Raw genomic sequence first — 17,975 nt, 5'->3', positions numbered from 1 at the left:
GGGCTATTTTTTTGATCGCAATTGCATTATTATTTTTTGTAACTACTTTTGTTCTTGCGTATTATATGTCTTATGAAATGCAGTATCGAACATATGATGGGCTAGAAAAATTGAATGTTCGAGCTACGATAAATTTATTGGGACAAATTTTGTCAGACAGTGTAGAATCGTAGTTATAAGAAGGTGAATCGAATTGCGAAAAATATATTTAGTTGGTTTTATGGGTAGTGGAAAAAGTGCATTAGGAAGACGTTTAAGCTATTTATTGAAGATGCCATATTATGATATGGATCATGAGATTGTGCGTCAGCAGGGGATGACAATTCCACAGATTTTTGAAAAATACGGTGAGGCCCACTTTCGAGAAATAGAAACAGAATTTTTGAAAAATTTTAGGGACGAGGCCTGTATTATTTCGACTGGTGGTGGCGTTGCCATCAATGCTGAAAATCGAAAAATTATGAGGCGCAGTGGACTGGTGTTTTTTTTAGATGCGTCGTTTGAGGATATTTATAAACGAGTTCAGCATGATCCAAATAGACCCATTGTACAGAGCTCTACAAAAGAGGAGCTAGAAAGTCTGTATCACTACAGAAGGAAGTTTTACCGTGAGGCAGGTCATATTCAGGTACTGACAGAAGGTAGGACGATTCGCCAAATTCTAGAGTATTTAGTATTTCAAGTGAAAAGATTGAAAAACGAACGATAAATAGCTTATTTTTATTTAATGTTCGTGTTTTATTATCTTTTAAAAAATGATTGCCTTTCCAATGCATTTAATGTTAGGATATAGACAAATAAGTAACTAAATGTTCATTGAATACTAAATAGTACCAAGATTTATCTTGGGCGGATGATTGTGCGGGGAGAGAGCGTGTAGACGCCACCGAAGGAGCAAGTAGCAATGGGCTATGAATCTCTCAGGTAAAAGGACTCGTACAAGACGCAACTCTGGAGAGAGCTGTAGTATAACAATAACAGCCACCAAAGGGGAAAGCCGACTGATTGGCAACGGTAAAGCTTGCGAGCCAGTCTGGTGTAACTTTCAGGTGCAAGGACAGAGAATCCCGAAAAGGGGTTCGTCTGTCTTTTTTTATGTCTATAGCCCGTTTTACTCAATTGACTGTAGGAATACAAAAAGCAGACGAACTACTACCAGTAAAAATGTAACTAACAATAAGGGGGCAAAAAAGAATGTCGAATGAATTAAAACGTACACCTCTATTTGAAGAATACGCGAAATATGGTGCAAAAACAGTTGACTTCGGTGGATGGGAATTACCTGTTCAATTCTCTTCTATTAAAGAAGAACATGATGCAGTGCGTAATCGTGCAGGCTTATTTGATGTATCACATATGGGAGAGATTTTAGTAACAGGTCCCGATGCATTAGGTTTTTTACAAAATCTTTTATCAAATGATGTATCAAAAATTGTTGACGGTCAAGCGCAGTACACGGCAATGTGCTACGAAGATGGTGGCGTTGTTGATGATTTATTAACATATAAATTAGCTGACAATCACTATTTATTATGTGTCAATGCAGCTAACATTGAAAAAGACTATGATTGGATGATGGAAAATCAACATCAATATGATGTGACGATTGATAACCAATCGGATGCCTACGCACAAATTGCTCTTCAAGGACCACTAGCAGAAGAAGTTCTTCAATCCCTTACTTCGACTGATGTAAGTGCCATTAAATTTTTCCGCTTCCAAGAGAATGTGGAGGTTGCAGGACATAAAGTATTAGTTTCTCGCAGTGGCTACACAGGTGAAGATGGCTTTGAATTATATGGAGCTCCAGAAGACATCAAAGCGCTTTGGGGTAAAATTTTAGAGGCAGGTCAAGAAAAAGGTGTGGTTCCAGCTGGACTAGGATGTCGTGATACACTTCGTTTTGAAGCGGGGCTACCACTATATGGTCAAGAGCTATCAGCAACAATTTCTCCTCTAGAGGCTGGTATTGGTTTCGCTGTGAAATTAAATAAAGAAGGCTTCATTGGTCATGAAGCATTAGTAGCTCAAAAGGAAAATGGTCTACCACGCAAACTTGTAGGCATTGAAATGATTGATAAAGGCATTCCACGCCATGGCTACAAAGTGTTTAAGGATGGTCAAGAAATCGGTGAAGTGACAACTGGTACACAGCTTCCTTCATCAAAACGTAATGTTGGTCACGCATTAATTGACAGTCAATTCGCAACAATCGGAACTGAACTAGAAATTGAAATTCGCGGTAAACACTTAAAGGTAATAACAGTAGAAACACCGTTTTACAAGCGTTCAAAATAATAGTTGAAAAGAGGGACCTACATTTATGAAACATCGTTATTTACCTATGACGGAGCAAGATCAAAAAGAAATGTTAGACGTAATCGGTGTATCCTCAGTCGATGAGTTATTTGAGGATATTCCTGAGAAAGTCCGTTTTAAAGGCCTTTATGATATTAAAGAAGCAAAATCAGAATCTGCGTTATTAAAAGAGTTAACGGCACTTGCTGCTAAAAATAAGGACACAAATGCCAACGTATCATTTTTAGGTGCAGGTGTATATAACCACTATAAACCAGTGATCGTAGACCATGTTATTTCTCGTTCAGAATTCTATACAGCTTATACACCATATCAGCCAGAGATTTCACAAGGTGAGCTACAAGCCATCTTTGAATTCCAAACGATGATTGCTGAGCTAACGGGAATGGATCTTGCAAACTCTTCTATGTATGACGGTGGTACAGCATTGGCAGAAGCGGGTATGTTGGCAGCTGGTCATACGCGTCGCAAGAAAATTTTAGTGTCAGAAGCAGTGCACCCAGAATATCGCGATGTTGTTGCTACATATGCCTATGGTCAATCCATTGATATCGTGACTATCCCGCAAAAAGATGGTGTGACAGATGTGGATGCATTAAAAGAGTTAATCGATGACAACACAGCAGCTGTTATTGCACAATATCCAAACTTCTTTGGCCAAGTGGAAGATATCCAAGTGATCGGGGATATTGCACATGCTGCAAAAAGCTTACTCGTTGTATCTTCTAACCCATTGGCATTAGGAATTTTAACGCCTCCTGGCAAGCTTGGTGCTGATATTTGTGTAGGTGATGCGCAAGTATTTGGTATTTCTGAAGCTTTCGGCGGCCCACACTGTGGTTTCTTTGCAGTGACAACAAAATTGATGCGTAAGGTACCAGGACGTCTTGTTGGTGAAACAGTGGATGGTGAAGGCCGTCGTGGATACGTATTAACACTACAAGCACGTGAACAACATATCCGTCGTGATAAAGCAACTTCGAATATTTGCTCGAACCAAGCACTACTTGCACTTGCAGCTTCTGTAGCGATGACAGCTCTAGGAAAACAAGGAATTCGTGAAATGGCTACTCAAAATATCGCGAAAACACGTTATGCAAAAAATGCCTTTGAAGCAGCAGGCTTTACAGTAGCATTCCAAGGCGCACACTTCAATGAAATCGTTGTGAAAACGAATAAATGTGTGAAGGAAATCAATAAAGGCTTAATCGAAAAGGGTATTATCGGTGGCTATCCTTTAGGTCAAAATTATGACTCTCTTAAAAATCATGTGCTAATCGCAGTAACTGAATTACGCACGAAAGAAGAAATTGATGCACTTGTTGCAGAAATGGGGGCTCTTAATGCATAACGAAAATCAATCACTCATTTTTGAAATTTCAAAAGAAGGTCGCGTTGGCTATAGCTTAGAAGCACTAGATGTGCCTGAGGTAGACCTAGCAGATTTATTACCTGCAAACTTAGTACGTTCAGAGGCAGCAGAACTACCTGAAGTGTCTGAGCTTGATATTATGCGTCATTATACAGCACTTTCTCGTAGAAACCATGGAGTAGACTCTGGCTTCTATCCGCTTGGCTCTTGTACGATGAAATATAATCCGAAAATTAACGAAACAGTTGCACGTCTTTCTGGCTTTGCAAATGTTCACCCATTACAGGATGAATCAACAGCACAAGGGGCAATGGAGCTTCTTTATGATCTTCAAACTTCTTTAGTGGAAATTACTGGGATGGATGAAGTTACATTACAACCAGCAGCAGGTGCTCATGGTGAATGGACAGCGTTAATGATGATTCGTGCCTTCCATGAAGCAAATGGTGAAGGTCACCGTAACAAGGTAATCGTTCCTGATTCAGCTCACGGTACAAACCCAGCATCTGCGACAGTAGCAGGCTTTGAAACAATCACTGTTAAATCAGATGAAAATGGCTTAGTTGATATCGAAGACCTTCGCAAAGTAGTAGGTTCTGATACAGCAGCTCTAATGTTAACGAATCCGAATACACTAGGGTTATTTGAAGAAAACATTATCGAAATGGCAGAGCTAATTCACTCTGTAGGCGGTAAAGTGTACTATGATGGTGCGAACCTCAATGCTGTAATGAGTAAAGCACGTCCTGGCGATATGGGCTTTGACTGTGTGCATTTAAATCTACACAAAACATTTACAGGCCCACATGGTGGCGGTGGTCCAGGTTCTGGTCCAGTAGGTGTAAAAGCAGATTTAATTCCATTCCTACCAAAACCAGTATTAGTAAGAACTGAAGAAGGCACATACCACTTTGACTACGATCGTCCACAATCAATCGGACGCGTAAAACCTTACTATGGTAACTTTGGTATCAATGTTCGTGCTTATACGTACATTCGTACAATGGGTCCTGATGGCTTAAAAGCTGTTACAGAATATGCTGTATTAAACGCCAACTACATGATGCGTCGCTTAGAGCCATTCTACGATCTTCCATATAACCGTCACTGTAAACATGAATTTGTCTTATCAGGTCGTCGTCAGAAGAAACTAGGCGTTCGTACATTAGACATCGCAAAACGTCTGTTAGACTTTGGCTACCATCCACCAACAACATACTTCCCATTAAATGTGGAAGAGGCGTTGATGATCGAGCCAACTGAAACAGAATCTAAAGAAACGTTAGATGCATTCTGTGATGTAATGATTCAAATTGCGAAAGAAGCAGAAGAAAATCCATCAATCGTTCAAGAAGCACCTCATACAACAGTCGTATCTCGTCTAGACGAAACTCGTGCTGCTCGTACACCAGTGCTTCGTTATCAAAAAGCATAGTCTACAAAACCGTTCACGTTTATGTGAGCGGTTTTTTTTGCATCTTAAATTACAGGCTAAACGAATCTTCAATTGATTATGAAAATCTGAGTATCTTACAAGAGAAGTGCCAAGTAATGCAAAATTAAAAGTTGATGGAAGTTTCGTTGATAAGTATATAAGATTGGTGTTAAAAGACTCTGATCTTGATTTATTTCCATTAAACGATTTAAACTGGGTAGATACCTGTTTTGTTCAGAAAAATTTAAATCTGTGAAAAATTCCATCTTAAAGGGATTCAATTTAAGGACTTAGAGTTAGTGCCTAACTATCTACAATCGAAAGTATAATTAATAAAATCTTTGCACCTTATTAAGCACAAGATAGGGTTAGGTTGGTTCTATTAAGGGGGGAAAGTGATGGAAGAAGATATCAAGTTTGGTAATAGTCTATTATACTATAAATGTGATAATATTGAATTTTTAAAAGGTTATGGTCAATTATATACAGAATTTGATGATGGCGTTGCAACTAGGCAGATCAATATAATAAAAAACGATATGTACTGTTCTTCATCATTGCACGATTGGAACGAAGATATTGGATTTTTATTATATGACGGACATATCGATAGTTTAGATGTAAGCGATAGTGTACCTATTACAAGATTAGATTTTGAGAAAAAATGGCAGGAGGGAATTGTAGCTAACAAATCTCCAATAAACTACTTAAAGGGCGATGCATCTCTTCCTTTAGAAGAACATACACTCATTATTCATGTAGTCAATATTTTAGGAAAATGGGGAAAAGGCTTTGTTTTATCTTTATCAAAGCAATTCCCTATTGCTAAAAATGATTATGTAAAATGGTCGAAGGATAAAGAAACTTTTGGGTTAGGAGAGGTTCAGTTTGTATGTGTAGACCAGCAGAAAGCTACTTTTGTTGCCAATATGCTTGCACAGCATGGTGTGAGGAAAAATGATAAAGATCGTACAACCTATATTGATTATGATGTGCTTCGTTTATGTTTAAGAAAAGTTGCGAGGTTTGCCTTAAAAAATAGATTATCGATACAGATGCCTAAAATTGGTTCAGGTTTAGCTGGAGGAGATTGGAGAGAGATCGAAAAAATAATAAATGAGGAATTGATTTATTATAAAATTAAATGTACTGTTTTTGAATTGTGATAAATTAAATTAAAGTTAGGGGTGGCATCTATGGTAGATACAAAATTGAGGGAGCGGGTGTTTGACACTTTATACGGTGGGATTATCGGTGATCTAATGGGCGTACCTGTTGAGTTTAAACAAAGAGGGACTTTCCATGTGCAAGATGTGATGGGGTACGGTACTTACAATCAGCCACCTGGTACTTGGTCTGATGATACTTCTTTAACACTCTGCCTGGTCGAGAACATTATTGAAAATGGGAATACCAAAACATTAATGAATAAATTTGTACAATACATGGAGCAGGGCTATCTCACACCATTTGGCGAAATGTTTGATATTGGAATTACTACAGCTGAAGCCGTTTCGAACTATAAAAAAGGTGTTCCGCCAGCAAAATGTGGTAAAACGGGCGAATTTGATAATGGCAATGGTACGTTAATGAGAATTGCTCCTTTAGTATTCGTGGTAATGCATGAGTTAGATTTTATTAAAAGAAAAGAATTAGTTCATCAGTATACAGAGATTACTCATGGTCATCCGCGTTCCATAGTAGGGTCCATCATTTACATTGAACTATTATTAAGCTTATACCGAAATAATTCACTAGAAGTGGCCTTAAAAGAGGTCTTTGAACTACTCCAAAATAATTTACAAAATGAAATGAAAGCAGAGTTAAATGCTTATGCAAGGATTTTTCATGAAAACTTTTTAAATACGCCTGAAGACGAGATTCAATCGAGTGGCTATATTGTTCATTCGTTAGAAGCGGCTATTTGGTGTGTAGGTAATTCTACAACATTTAAAGAAGCGATTCTGATGGCAGTTAATTTAGGAGAAGATACGGACACCGTTGCAGCAATTACAGGATCGATCGCGGGAATGTATAAACAGTTGGACAATATTCCGGAAGAATGGTTAGGTAAAATTGTCAGTAAACAAAAGGTTGATGCCTTAATCCTGGCGTTTTATGAATTTTGTGCAGCGCAGACGTAAAAAAGTTTATTGGAAAGGACGGTGACGACATGTTACCTATACATAATAGCTATACAGCTAATCCACCAGCAACAGATCACCAAATTGTACACATAGAACATAGGCTGAATTGCCAACTTCCGAGTGCGTATACACTTGTATTAAAGGAAAGTAACGGTTTATCGTTAATGAATGGCGTAATCATTTAAGGTACAGAGGAAGTGATAGAAAGAAACCAGACTTGGGAAGTGGAGGAATATGCAAAAGGCTATATTGCAATTGGTGATGATAGTGGAGGAATGGTCTTTTTAATGGACATAAAGGCAGAGGATTATCGTGTTTTAGCAGTAGATAGTGGTGATATGAACCCAAAGCATGCAACATTGATTACTTGTGATTTCTACAAGTGGCTACAAGAAGGGTGTCAGTATTAGCAAAAGAGAAAAATGAAAAGCTTCTTCCTACTAGAAGGAAGGAGCTTTTTCATATTGTTTTCTATGTCTACTTTTGGTGAAAAAAATTGAAAATAAAGCAAAATTATTACGTAATCTATTATTTTTTGAATTTTTAGAAAATTATGTTGAATTATTGGAGAGAGGTAGTATAATGAAAATATAGTTACATAAATGGTTAATAATTCCTTATTAAGAGGAATTATTGGCAAAAAATAGTGACTATAAATTAAAAAAATGAAGAAATGAGGCGATTTTAATGATTAACATGATTCAATATTTAGAGCAAAACCCGACGTTGGTGACATTGTTAAAAGAAAAAAAAGCTTCTCTCATTGGTGTAACAGAACTTGAACAAAAAGCAATATTAGATTCTTTTGAAGAAAAGTTAGGTCCTGAGTGGGGACTGTGGAACTAAAATTAAAAATAAAAGAAAAATGGTTTTTGAGTGCTATAAGTATCTATTTAATTTTGGGTGTTTATTTATTATTTATTACTTATAGCACTTCATTTTTAGGTATAAAAATAAAAAAAGAGAATGAACAATGGCTTGTAACAGATTTTTATTATAAAGACTGGGCAGCAGAACGACAAATAACTCATGGAGATAATGTAGTAAAAATCGATGGAAATAAAATAAACGACATTCCATTTATAAAAAGTGAATATATTATCAGGGAAGCAAAGAGTTTAACCATAATGCAACCTAATGGGAATTTGGTTCACATCCAAATAAAACCATTAGCTATTCCTGAGTATTTTTATTTTGTATTTATAGTACCAACGTGTTACTTTTTCTTAACTTTAATGATTTCATTGTATTTATATTTTAAACAAAGAAATACGCCATTATTGGATTTATTGATATTGTTTATATTAACTGTATCATTAGCATATGTAAGCTTAGGTGCCTCTGGTATCTTAAATAATTTTGGAATTATTGTTAATCGCGGTAGTATGCTACTCTGCCTAGTTCTTTTATTACATTTTTTAAAAGAGTATTTTAGCTTTCTGAATATAAAATGGCCGTTGTTAAAAAATATTAAGGTATTATATATACTTCCTCTAACTGTAGTAATTCTAAGTATCTTCGGTATAGTCTTTGACGACATTCATTCTCTAGTTTCAAGTATTATTTTGGGCATATTTTTCTTATTACTAGTAGCCATTCTTAGCATTATGATTATTAGTTATATTATATATAGAGTGCCAAAACTTAAAATACTTATTAGTAGTATTATTATTCCATTTATACCTTTCTTATTTCTATATGCGTTACCTGAGACTTTTTTTCATAGGCAAATTCTTTCGGCAGATATAAGTTCCATATTTCTTTTACTAATTCCATTCAGCTTCATTTTTACACAACTCACTGAACGTATTTTTGATATGGAGTATTTCATTTCTCGATTGCGTTATTATTTTAATTTCTCATTTGGCTTTACGATATGGCTGTTAATCGGTTTATATTTATTTGCAGATTTATCAGTTTCGCGCATGACAGAGATTTTCTTTTTTGCCTTTCTATCGTTAATGGCGTTGTTCTATATTAAAGAGCGGATTGATTATCGTAAGCGGAAAATTTTATTTTCTACAAAAGGCGACTACATCCACCGCTTGTATACGACCGTTGAGAGTATTGGTAGAGTGGTGAAGATTGAGGACTTATTGGAGAAATTTGTACAAGAGGTTGTGGTTCAGCTTGAAATGGAAAGTGTGTATGTGCTCACTTACGATTTTCAAACACATCAAGTTACCTTAACAAATAAATCCAAAGAATACACGCAGCATCAAATAGATGAGGTACTAGTCGAACGATTAGGCTTGGGAGATATTAAAAAGACAGATCATTTCTATATCGCCTTTATTCATCAGGATGTGAACTATAAACGAATCCTTGTTGTGGATCATAATAAAACGATTTATCTCAAGGACGAGGAGCTGCTATGGCTAGAATTATTGCTGCTCTATTTAAATAATTTTATCGAAAACACAAAAATGGTTGAGGAACTTTTAAATCAGTTAAAGCATATGAAAGAAGCTGATAATCGACAGCTACCATGGCTCAATAAATTACTCTGGCTAAGGTTCGAGGAAGAAAAATATCAGTTAGCACAGGAACTTCATGATACGATTTTACAAGAACAACTGCACATTGCAAGGGAAATGGATGTCCTCATGCATACAAAAGAAAAAGAGGAGATCCCATCTAAACTTATAAAGCTTCATGAACATATGATTATCTCTCTGAATGATTTGAGGGGTTACTGCGAAAACTTAAAGCCACCTCTATTAGATACATTGGGCTTAAATGCAGCCCTTGAAAAATTAATACAGAAAATTCATAAACGGGCTAATTTTGTTTTGATATATACGATTGACCGCCTCTATTTAGAGGATGAGCGTTTAAATTTAATGATTTATCGACTGTTCCAAGAATTATTAAACAATGCGTTAAAACATTCCTATGCTAATACAGTTGAAATCCATTTACTGGGCACCGAAGAGGGATTCCAAATTTTGTATAGCGATGATGGTGTTGGTTGTAATATAGATGATATTTTACTTGCCGATTCTATGGGCATACAAGGAATGCAGGAGCGCGTTCAAGCTTTTAATGGGAAATTCGCATTAGATAGCAAAGTAGGAGAAGGGATGACGATTCGTATCCAAGTAAGTGAAACCCAACATACGAATCCCTATACCTATAAGACCCTGACCCGACCAACTTATATGATACGAGGATAACCAGATGAAGCGGAAGCATAAGTGCATATATTTTTTTAACACCTTTTAATCTCTTCGTAGAGGCTACGAATGTGGGTTAGAAGGCTTTTGTTTGAAAAGTATTTATTTATAATCAAAAATGATAAAACGTTATCAAAAAAATATTATTTGGTAAATAGTAAATCAGGAAAAAATACACTTTTTAGAGTATTTACCTAATATTCAAGGAAATTATGGCCATATGACCGATATAATTCAGGAGAAGGATTGAGGAGGTCAATAGATTTGAATAAAAAATTATTTTTAACAGCAGCAGCTATTCCTGTTGCACTTATCGTTCCCACTGTAGCAGGTGCGGCCGAAACAGTTTCAGTCACTGGAGAAAATATTGTCAATGCAACATTAAAAGTAGAAAAATTACCAAATGATACAATCGTCAATGCCTATCAATGGTATTATCTAGAGGAAATTACTGGTGAAGAGGGTTCAACAAATAAGCCCATCTCTGGAGCAACATCTATTTCCTTAAAAGTGCCCGTTGAAGCAGCTGGAAAAAGCATTTTTGTGGAAGCAACTACGACAGACGGTAAAAAATTTAAAAGTGCACCGCGCACTATTCAGCCATTAGAGCTCGATATCACCATTCCAACGTTAGAAGGTCAATCCGCTGGTTTTGTAGCACCGGGAGAAACAGTGAAAGTGGCTGGTATTACTGTAACTGATAAGAATGGTGCAAAATTGCAAAGTGATCAAATTACATATAGTTATCAATGGTTTTATAAATTAGGCGATAACTCCTTTACTATCATAGAGGGAGCTGCAGGTAGTACATATACGATTCCGAAGGATGCCATTGAAAAGGATATTAAAAATATTGCTGTTACTGTCAAAGCAAAAGTGGGTCTTTCTTTTGCGGAATCTAAACTATCTGATACCATCACAGTCTCTAAACAACCCACTGATACTTTAACGAAAGAGATTAAAGCTTTACTGGTCAATGATAATAAATACAATGTATCAAGCTTAGCAGAATTTAGTGCTAAAGTTGCGGAACTAGAAAAAAACTATCAATCCTTATCAGCGGCAGCTAAAGGTAATGTGTCTAATTATGATGTCTTAAAGCGAGCACTTGCTGATGTTGAATTAATAACTAAGTTAAATGAAAAATGGAGCAAAATAGAGACTAGTAATGAAAAAGAAATAAAGGAACTAGAAGAGGCTTATAATAAGCTAGATCTGTTACAGCGTAGCTTAGATGTAGATGAGACCCTATATACGAGCATTAAAAAACTATTAAACGAGCCAAATGATCTTGAAGAGATAAAAGAGGTCAGAAAACTCAATCAAGCTATTATTAATTTATTATCTTATGAGAATTCACTTGTGAAATATGTAGCTTCGGATGTTGATTCCTTACAAGCGAGCGTGAAGACAATCGAAGCGGATATTGAGAAATTATCACAAAGCTACCGAGCCGCTGTTCAAAACCAAGCAATTTTGTCTGAGGCTAAATCGGATATTAAAAAGGTCGAGCAATTCATTAAATCATTTGATAAATTAGCTACAAATAGTACGCCTAATAAACAAGTGACGACTGCTAAATCAATCCGTACAGCCTATGAAAAATTAACGTATAAACAATTAAAATTAGTGCCAGATGTGTATGTGCAGCGTTTGACTACAGCAGAACGTGCAGAAGAAAGCCAAATTATAAATTTAAATAATGTTATAGATAGCTATATTAGCGATGATGTTTATCCGTTCAATCCGTCTGCTGGTTCATGGCAAAGTCATGTCAATAATGTGAATCAAATGATCAAGGAATATAAGAGCTTAACAAAAGCCTCCGCAGCACAAATTAATGGCTACGATAGTCTTGTTACCTTACAGAAAGATTTAAAAGCAGCTGAAAAAGTAATTAAAGATATGGATGCCTATCAAAAATTATCTGCAACAACTGGTGTAACGGAAAGTAAACTTAATTCAAGCTATACAAGTACTTTAAAAGCTTATAATAATCTTACAAATTTACAGCAATCACTTGTATATAATGCTGAAGAATTTTTACTAAACACGCCAAAGATTTCAGTTGATGGCAATGGTAAAGTGCCTACTGATAAAGCAGCAGCAGAGGCGTTAAAGGCGGATATTGCCAAATTTGCGGATGTTACGAAATATTCATTCAATCAATTAGAAACCGCTGTTAATACAGCTTCTGATTCCTATAAAAAATTGTCTTCAGCTGCAAGAAAATACGTGACAAATTATTATTTATTAACAGCAGCAAATAAGGATATTACAGGAGTAAAATCATTCTATAAAAAAATACAGACTGCTAGAGAAGAAACAGATGCTGCGAAAAAGGCTAAAAAAATTGAAACAGTGCAAAAAGCTTATGCGAAATTACCTGCGAATCAGCAGTATTTAGCAAAAGAACAATATGAAGCTTTATTAAAAAATCAAAATATAGATGAAAATGCATCGAAAATTACACAGCTAAATAATGATATTGCCACAATTGTTTCCAATAATCTCTATGTCGTAACGATTGAACGTATTAAAAATCTTTCTACACAATATAGTAGCCTTAGTTCAAGTGAGAAAAAACTGATTACGAACTATGATATTTTAAAAACTGCGCTTGCAGACGTGAAAAAAGTGGAAAGCTTTATGAAGACCTATGAGAAATCCTTTGCTTCAAATCCAAGCACTGTGATCAAGGCATATGAAAAGCTTACATCTAAACAAGTGAGCCTGATTGATGCAGGAACTAGACAATTGATCATTGATAAGCAAAAAGGACAACAGCAAACGAATGAAAATTCATTGTCATTAATTGAATCCATCAATTCACTTCTTGTAAAAGGTGAATATATCGATGGTTTACAGGAGAAAGTAAGTGAAATCCGTAAAGCCTATGATGCTCTGAGTGATGCTGATAAGAAGGTTGTTAAAAATTATTCGAAGCTCACGCAAGCAGAGGGTGATTTGAAGAAGGTTGAAGAGGTGCATGCTATATACGAACCAGCAGGGAGCAGTAATGATGCTGCACGTAAAGCATGGCAAACAGCCTATGGAAAGCTCTCTAAAAGATTAGAGTTACTCTATACAAACATGTATCCAACCGAGCAATAATTATTACTTCCAGATGGCCTCGAATAGTTTTCGAGGCTTTTCTTTATACATAAGATTTGTCTAGTAATTTGATTGTCCGCTATACTATGTACAACAAAGGAATAAATTTTTTACATAAAGATTGTAGTTTCACAAAGAAGGTAGGAACAAAAGATGTATAAAATAGGTGTTGTTGGTCCCATTCAATCCGTTGAAAGAATTATTGCCTTAGCACGAGAAATCGAACAGGATATGGAATTTATTCCGTATATATATGAAGTGGCGACGGAAACAAAGCATCTTGTGGAGACACATAATCAGGCTGTCGATTTCTGGTTGTTTTCTGGTTACATCCCTTATAAGCTTGCCAGTCAAACGAATGTATCCAAAGATAAATTGACCCATATTATTTTTTCCGAAGCGGCTATTTATCGGGGTTTTTTAGAGCAATCCTATCAGCAAAAAAAGTTTATAGAAAATGTTAGTATCGATATTATTCCTTCGCCTTCTCAAATGGCTTCAGAAAGTCTTGCAGAGATTCAGCATAATGTCCATCATATGTATTTAAAGGAATTTGATGTCGCTATTGATCCACAAGAGCTATTTGATTTCCATTATAGTCTTTGGCAGGCGAGCAAAATTGATTTTGCGATTACTTGTTATCCCTCTGTTGATGAAGAGCTGAAGAAACGAGGCGTTCCATCTTATTGGGTTTCCCCGACAAAAACAGAAATTTATCATACAGTTCAGCTTTTTACAGAGAAGATCAAAACGTCCTACTATAAAGAGACACAAATTGGTGCAGTCATGCTTGAAATTAAGGACTTTGATTCATTAAAAGAGCGCATGAAGCAAGGCTATCGTATTCAATATTTAGAATTGCGTACGAAGGAAAATCTACTACAGCTCTGTGAACAGATTGATGGCTCTCTTATTGAAGAGGGGAATGGTAAATATACGATCTTTAGTACAAGAGGTGCGATTGAAGGGCAAATACGATTTTTACAGGAAAAAATGTATCAGTTGTCGATTGAAATGGAGACGAAGGTGACAGCAGGCATTGGCTTTGCTCAAACAGTGTTCAATGCTGAGTTACATGCTCACCGAGGACTAAGACAGACGAAGGAAAACGAGGCTATTGACATCGTGATGATACAGGATGATGGCACCATTATTGAATCGGTAGGGAATGTAGAAGAGCTATCCTATTCCTACCGAGCAGAAGACCCTTATATTTTAGAAAAACTAAAAAAGGGAATATTAGTATTAAAACCTATATGAAAATCCATGCACTTGTACAAAAAATGCATTGGAAGCATTTTACCACAAAGGATTTGGCGTCACAACTGCAAATGAGCGAGAGAAATGCCCAACGAATCGTAGCAGATTTATGTAATGTAGATTTAGCGAGAATTTGTGGGGAAGAATTACAGCATACTCGAGGCAGACCTATTAAAATGTATCAACTTGTCTAAAAACAAAAATGTCCCAAACCAATATATGGTGTGGGACATTTTTTTATGCTTTTTGAAGCCTTAAATACTGATAAATTAATGAATTTAGCGGTTATTTAGGTAAATAATATGGATTTACGAAGACGATTATCTATTAAAAATTTTCAAAAAAATATTGTCTTTTTATTGAACTTTGATTATTATACGAATATATAACGAAAATGTCGGTATATAAAAGGGGATTTACGGACAAGGGGGCAAGCATATTCAAGAATAGTCGTGGCAATAAAGAGAGGATTTCTATATATGGGAGGGATATGAATGACAACAAATGAAATAACGAAGAAATCTAGAAATGTCATCCTTGCACTTTTATTTTTAGGTTGGTCTTTAGGGAATTTAGATCGCTATATTATGAACTACGCAGTAGTTTCGATTACAGGGGATTTGCACCTGGATGCATCTTCAACGGGTATTATTTTAAGCGCTTTCTTTTTAGGCTATGCCATAATGCAAATACCAGGTGGCTGGCTTGCCGATAAGTTTGGCGCAAAACGAGTTTTATTAATGGCTGTTATCACGTGGTCTATTTTTACTGGCCTAACAGCTATTGCTTGGTCTTTAACAGCGATGATTGTGATTCGTTTTTTATTTGGCATTGGTGAGGGTGGTTTTCAGCCATCAAGCTCTAAAATTATTGCTACGATTTTCCCAAAAGAGGAAAGAGGTAGAGCGATGTCCATCATGCTTACTTCTGGTGGCATTGTTTCACTCATCGTCCCTTTGCTAGCTGCTTATTTATTAGGTACGATTGGCTGGCGCATGATGTTTATCATCATTGGGGCAATTGGGGCAATAATTGCCTTTTTATATTGGAAATACATTCAACTCCCGCAAGATGAGGCAGCTACTGCTGGAACAGAAAATACTACGAACAAAGTGAATTTTAAAGAGTTATTGAAAACACCCCTAATGTGGAATTTAATCATTGCTTATTTTTGTATTTATGCAGTGAACTGGGGATTAGTTTCTTGGATTCCAACATATCTTCAAAAAATCGAGGCTTGGATTTAATGTCCATTGGTTGGGCGCAAACAATACCTGCCATTACAACGATAATTGGTGTATATGGTAGTGGCTATATCATTGATAAGCTACCAAAAGGTATGGAGAAAGTGTTAGGCTCCATCTCCTGCGCAGTCATTGGTCTTTTATTGTATTTAATGTTTACTGCCAAAACAGTGACGTTATTTATTGGTTACCAAACAGTCGTTTCGATATTTATTGCGTTTGTCATTACATTACTACCTGTTATTGTACTCAAGAAATTACCTTCTTCTATTACAGGTTCTGCAATGGGAATTGCCAATACAGGGGGACAATTAGCAGGGTTTGTTACACCGATGGCAATTGGATTTATGGTGGATGCCTTTAATGGCTCCTTTGATGCAGCCTTTTGGATGTTAATTGGCTTTGCGCTTATCTGTATTGTGTCGCTTGTCACACTAAACGACCAAAAAGGAACATTGTTAAAAGCATAATGAAATTGGAGGGACAAATATGAGTTATCATGAGAAAATTTCAACGTTAATTGAAGCAAAACAGCAAGCTACAGTAGCATTAAGCGATGCGATTTGGGCTGTGCCCGAGCTTCATTTTCAAGAAAAGAAATCGATGGAATATATGAAACAGGCACTAGAAAAAGAGGGTTTTCAAACAGAAGTCGGTGTTGCGGGTCTTGACACAGCGCTTGTTGGAACTTATGGTTCTGGCAAGCCTGTAATTGCCTTTTTAGGTGAATATGATGCGCTTCCAGGCTTGAGTCAAAAAGGTGGGGCGACACAACATGAGCCTCTTGTGGATGGTGGAAGCGGACATGGCTGTGGTCATAACTTATTAGGTACTGGCGCATTCGCAGCTGCTGTTGCTGTAAAGGATTATTTAGAGCAAAATCATCAGTCAGCAACAATCCGTTTTTACGGTTGCCCTGCAGAGGAGAATGGATCTGGTAAAGCTTATATGGCAAAGGCTGGCCTTTTTGATGATGTTGATATCGCGATCTCTTGGCATCCAGGTACGTTTTCGACTGTGATGACGTGTAGTTCTCTAGCAAACTATGCCGCAACGTTTAAGTTTACGGGCAAAAGTGCTCATGCCGCAGCTGCACCACATCTTGGACGAAGTGCTTTAGATGCTGTTGAGCTTATGAATGTTGGGGTAAACTACTTACGAGAACACATCATTCCAGAAGCACGTGTGCATTATGCCATTACTAATTCTGGCGGAACTTCGCCAAATGTAGTTCAACCATATGCAGAGGTAACGTATCTAGTTAGGGCACCTAAAAAGCAGCAAGTACAGGAAATTTATCAACGCGTTGAGAACATTGCAAAGGGTGCCACAATGATGACAGGGACGTCAGTGGACATCGAGTTTGAAGGTGCTGCTTCGAATCTTATTACAAATAAAACACTTTATGATGTGATGTATCAACAAATACTTGAAATTGGTATGCCAGACTATACAATAGAGGATGAACAGTATGCGCAGGCTATTTTCAATACGTTTACACCAGAAGTACAAGCAGCTTCATTAGTAGGCTTACGTAAAGAAGATGCCAAGCTATTACAAGGAAAAGTGATTGCTGATCATGTTCCAGGCATGCTACCTGAATTTATTATGGGTGGCTCTACAGATGTTGGAGATGTTAGCTGGAACGTACCAACCGTACAGTGTACAACTGTATGCATGGCATTAGGGACACCATTACATACATGGCAGGTAGTGTCTCAGGGAGTGACCCCAATAGCGCATAAAGGAATGCTACAGGCTGCTAAAATTATGGCTTGTACAGCCTTAGCGTTGCTGGATAATCCTCTATACATTGAAAAAGCGAAAAAGGAATGGCAAGAACGTCTAGATGGTGAAACATATCAATCTTTAATTCCAGAGGGAACACAGCCACCTAAGCGCTAACAG

15 protein-coding genes, 1 pseudogene and 1 riboswitch are annotated in these 17,975 nt (G+C 36.6%); all 16 genes and pseudogenes read left to right on the top strand.

Annotation, left to right across the window (positions count from 1 at the left end):
* Positions 1-11 precede the first annotated feature (11 nt).
* The 16 genes and pseudogenes from LBYS11_RS14460 to LBYS11_RS14395 all read left to right on the top strand — a co-directional run bounded on the left by LBYS11_RS14460 (position 12) and on the right by LBYS11_RS14395 (position 17,972).
* Entirely contained in the window at positions 12-173 is a 162-nt protein-coding gene (locus LBYS11_RS14460) for a hypothetical protein (RefSeq protein ID WP_225340350.1), read from the top strand.
* A gap of 20 nt (positions 174-193) precedes the next feature.
* The gene (locus tag LBYS11_RS14455; protein ID WP_103118426.1) at positions 194-709 is read left to right on the top strand and encodes a shikimate kinase; all 516 of its coding nucleotides are present in this window, start codon (positions 194-196) and stop codon (positions 707-709) included.
* A gap of 144 nt (positions 710-853) precedes the next feature.
* A riboswitch (glycine riboswitch) is annotated at positions 854-946 on the top strand.
* 248 nt (positions 947-1,194) lie between these two features.
* On the top strand, positions 1,195-2,298 hold the full coding sequence (gcvT, locus tag LBYS11_RS14450; RefSeq protein WP_054549144.1) for a glycine cleavage system aminomethyltransferase GcvT: 1,104 nt from the start codon (positions 1,195-1,197) through the stop codon (positions 2,296-2,298).
* 25 nt (positions 2,299-2,323) lie between these two features.
* A complete protein-coding gene (gcvPA, locus tag LBYS11_RS14445) occupies positions 2,324-3,670 on the top strand; it encodes an aminomethyl-transferring glycine dehydrogenase subunit GcvPA (protein WP_004231057.1) in 1,347 nt (448 codons plus the stop codon).
* The gene (gene gcvPB, locus LBYS11_RS14440; RefSeq protein ID WP_048392265.1) at positions 3,663-5,126 is read left to right on the top strand and encodes an aminomethyl-transferring glycine dehydrogenase subunit GcvPB; all 1,464 of its coding nucleotides are present in this window, start codon (positions 3,663-3,665) and stop codon (positions 5,124-5,126) included. Before gcvPA ends, gcvPB begins: the two co-directional genes overlap by 8 nt.
* Positions 5,127-5,524: 398 nt before the next feature.
* The gene (locus LBYS11_RS14435; RefSeq protein WP_048392266.1) at positions 5,525-6,292 is read left to right on the top strand and encodes a macro domain-containing protein; all 768 of its coding nucleotides are present in this window, start codon (positions 5,525-5,527) and stop codon (positions 6,290-6,292) included.
* A gap of 30 nt (positions 6,293-6,322) precedes the next feature.
* Positions 6,323-7,270, top strand: a complete 948-nt coding sequence (locus LBYS11_RS14430) for an ADP-ribosylglycohydrolase family protein (protein WP_048392267.1) — start codon at positions 6,323-6,325, stop codon at positions 7,268-7,270.
* A gap of 29 nt (positions 7,271-7,299) precedes the next feature.
* Positions 7,300-7,458: an SMI1/KNR4 family protein gene (locus LBYS11_RS23755; protein ID WP_233732072.1), complete on the top strand. Its 159-nt coding sequence runs from the start codon at positions 7,300-7,302 to the stop codon at positions 7,456-7,458.
* Between the two features lie 12 nt (positions 7,459-7,470).
* A complete protein-coding gene (locus tag LBYS11_RS23750) occupies positions 7,471-7,683 on the top strand; it encodes a hypothetical protein (protein ID WP_233732069.1) in 213 nt (70 codons plus the stop codon).
* Between the two features lie 277 nt (positions 7,684-7,960).
* On the top strand, positions 7,961-8,119 hold the full coding sequence (gene comX / locus LBYS11_RS14420) for a competence pheromone ComX (protein WP_048392269.1): 159 nt from the start codon (positions 7,961-7,963) through the stop codon (positions 8,117-8,119).
* On the top strand, positions 8,110-10,449 hold the full coding sequence (locus LBYS11_RS14415; RefSeq protein ID WP_103118425.1) for a sensor histidine kinase: 2,340 nt from the start codon (positions 8,110-8,112) through the stop codon (positions 10,447-10,449). The genes comX and LBYS11_RS14415 overlap by 10 nt, the downstream gene beginning before the upstream one ends.
* Before the next feature lie 264 nt (positions 10,450-10,713).
* Positions 10,714-13,563 (top strand): hypothetical protein, encoded by a 2,850-nt coding sequence (locus tag LBYS11_RS14410; RefSeq protein WP_103118424.1) that lies wholly within the window; start codon positions 10,714-10,716, stop codon positions 13,561-13,563.
* 153 nt (positions 13,564-13,716) lie between these two features.
* Complete coding sequence (locus LBYS11_RS14405) at positions 13,717-14,823, top strand: hypothetical protein (RefSeq protein ID WP_233732065.1); 1,107 nt, start codon at positions 13,717-13,719, stop codon at positions 14,821-14,823.
* Positions 14,820-15,017 (top strand): hypothetical protein, encoded by a 198-nt coding sequence (locus tag LBYS11_RS23745; protein WP_233732059.1) that lies wholly within the window; start codon positions 14,820-14,822, stop codon positions 15,015-15,017. The genes LBYS11_RS14405 and LBYS11_RS23745 overlap by 4 nt, the downstream gene beginning before the upstream one ends.
* Before the next feature lie 300 nt (positions 15,018-15,317).
* A pseudogene (locus LBYS11_RS14400) lies at positions 15,318-16,537 on the top strand (MFS transporter).
* 19 nt (positions 16,538-16,556) lie between these two features.
* Positions 16,557-17,972 carry a M20 family metallopeptidase gene (locus LBYS11_RS14395; protein WP_103118423.1) on the top strand — a complete coding sequence of 472 codons (1,416 nt, stop codon included), beginning with the start codon at positions 16,557-16,559 and terminating at the stop codon, positions 17,970-17,972.
* Positions 17,973-17,975 lie beyond the last annotated feature (3 nt).

Origin of the sequence: Lysinibacillus sp. YS11 (assembly GCF_002896375.1) — a bacterium.
Lineage (GTDB): Bacteria > Bacillota > Bacilli > Bacillales_A > Planococcaceae > Lysinibacillus > Lysinibacillus capsici.
Note: the sequence above shows the minus strand (reverse complement) of the source record. Positions and strands in the feature narration are given on the sequence as shown.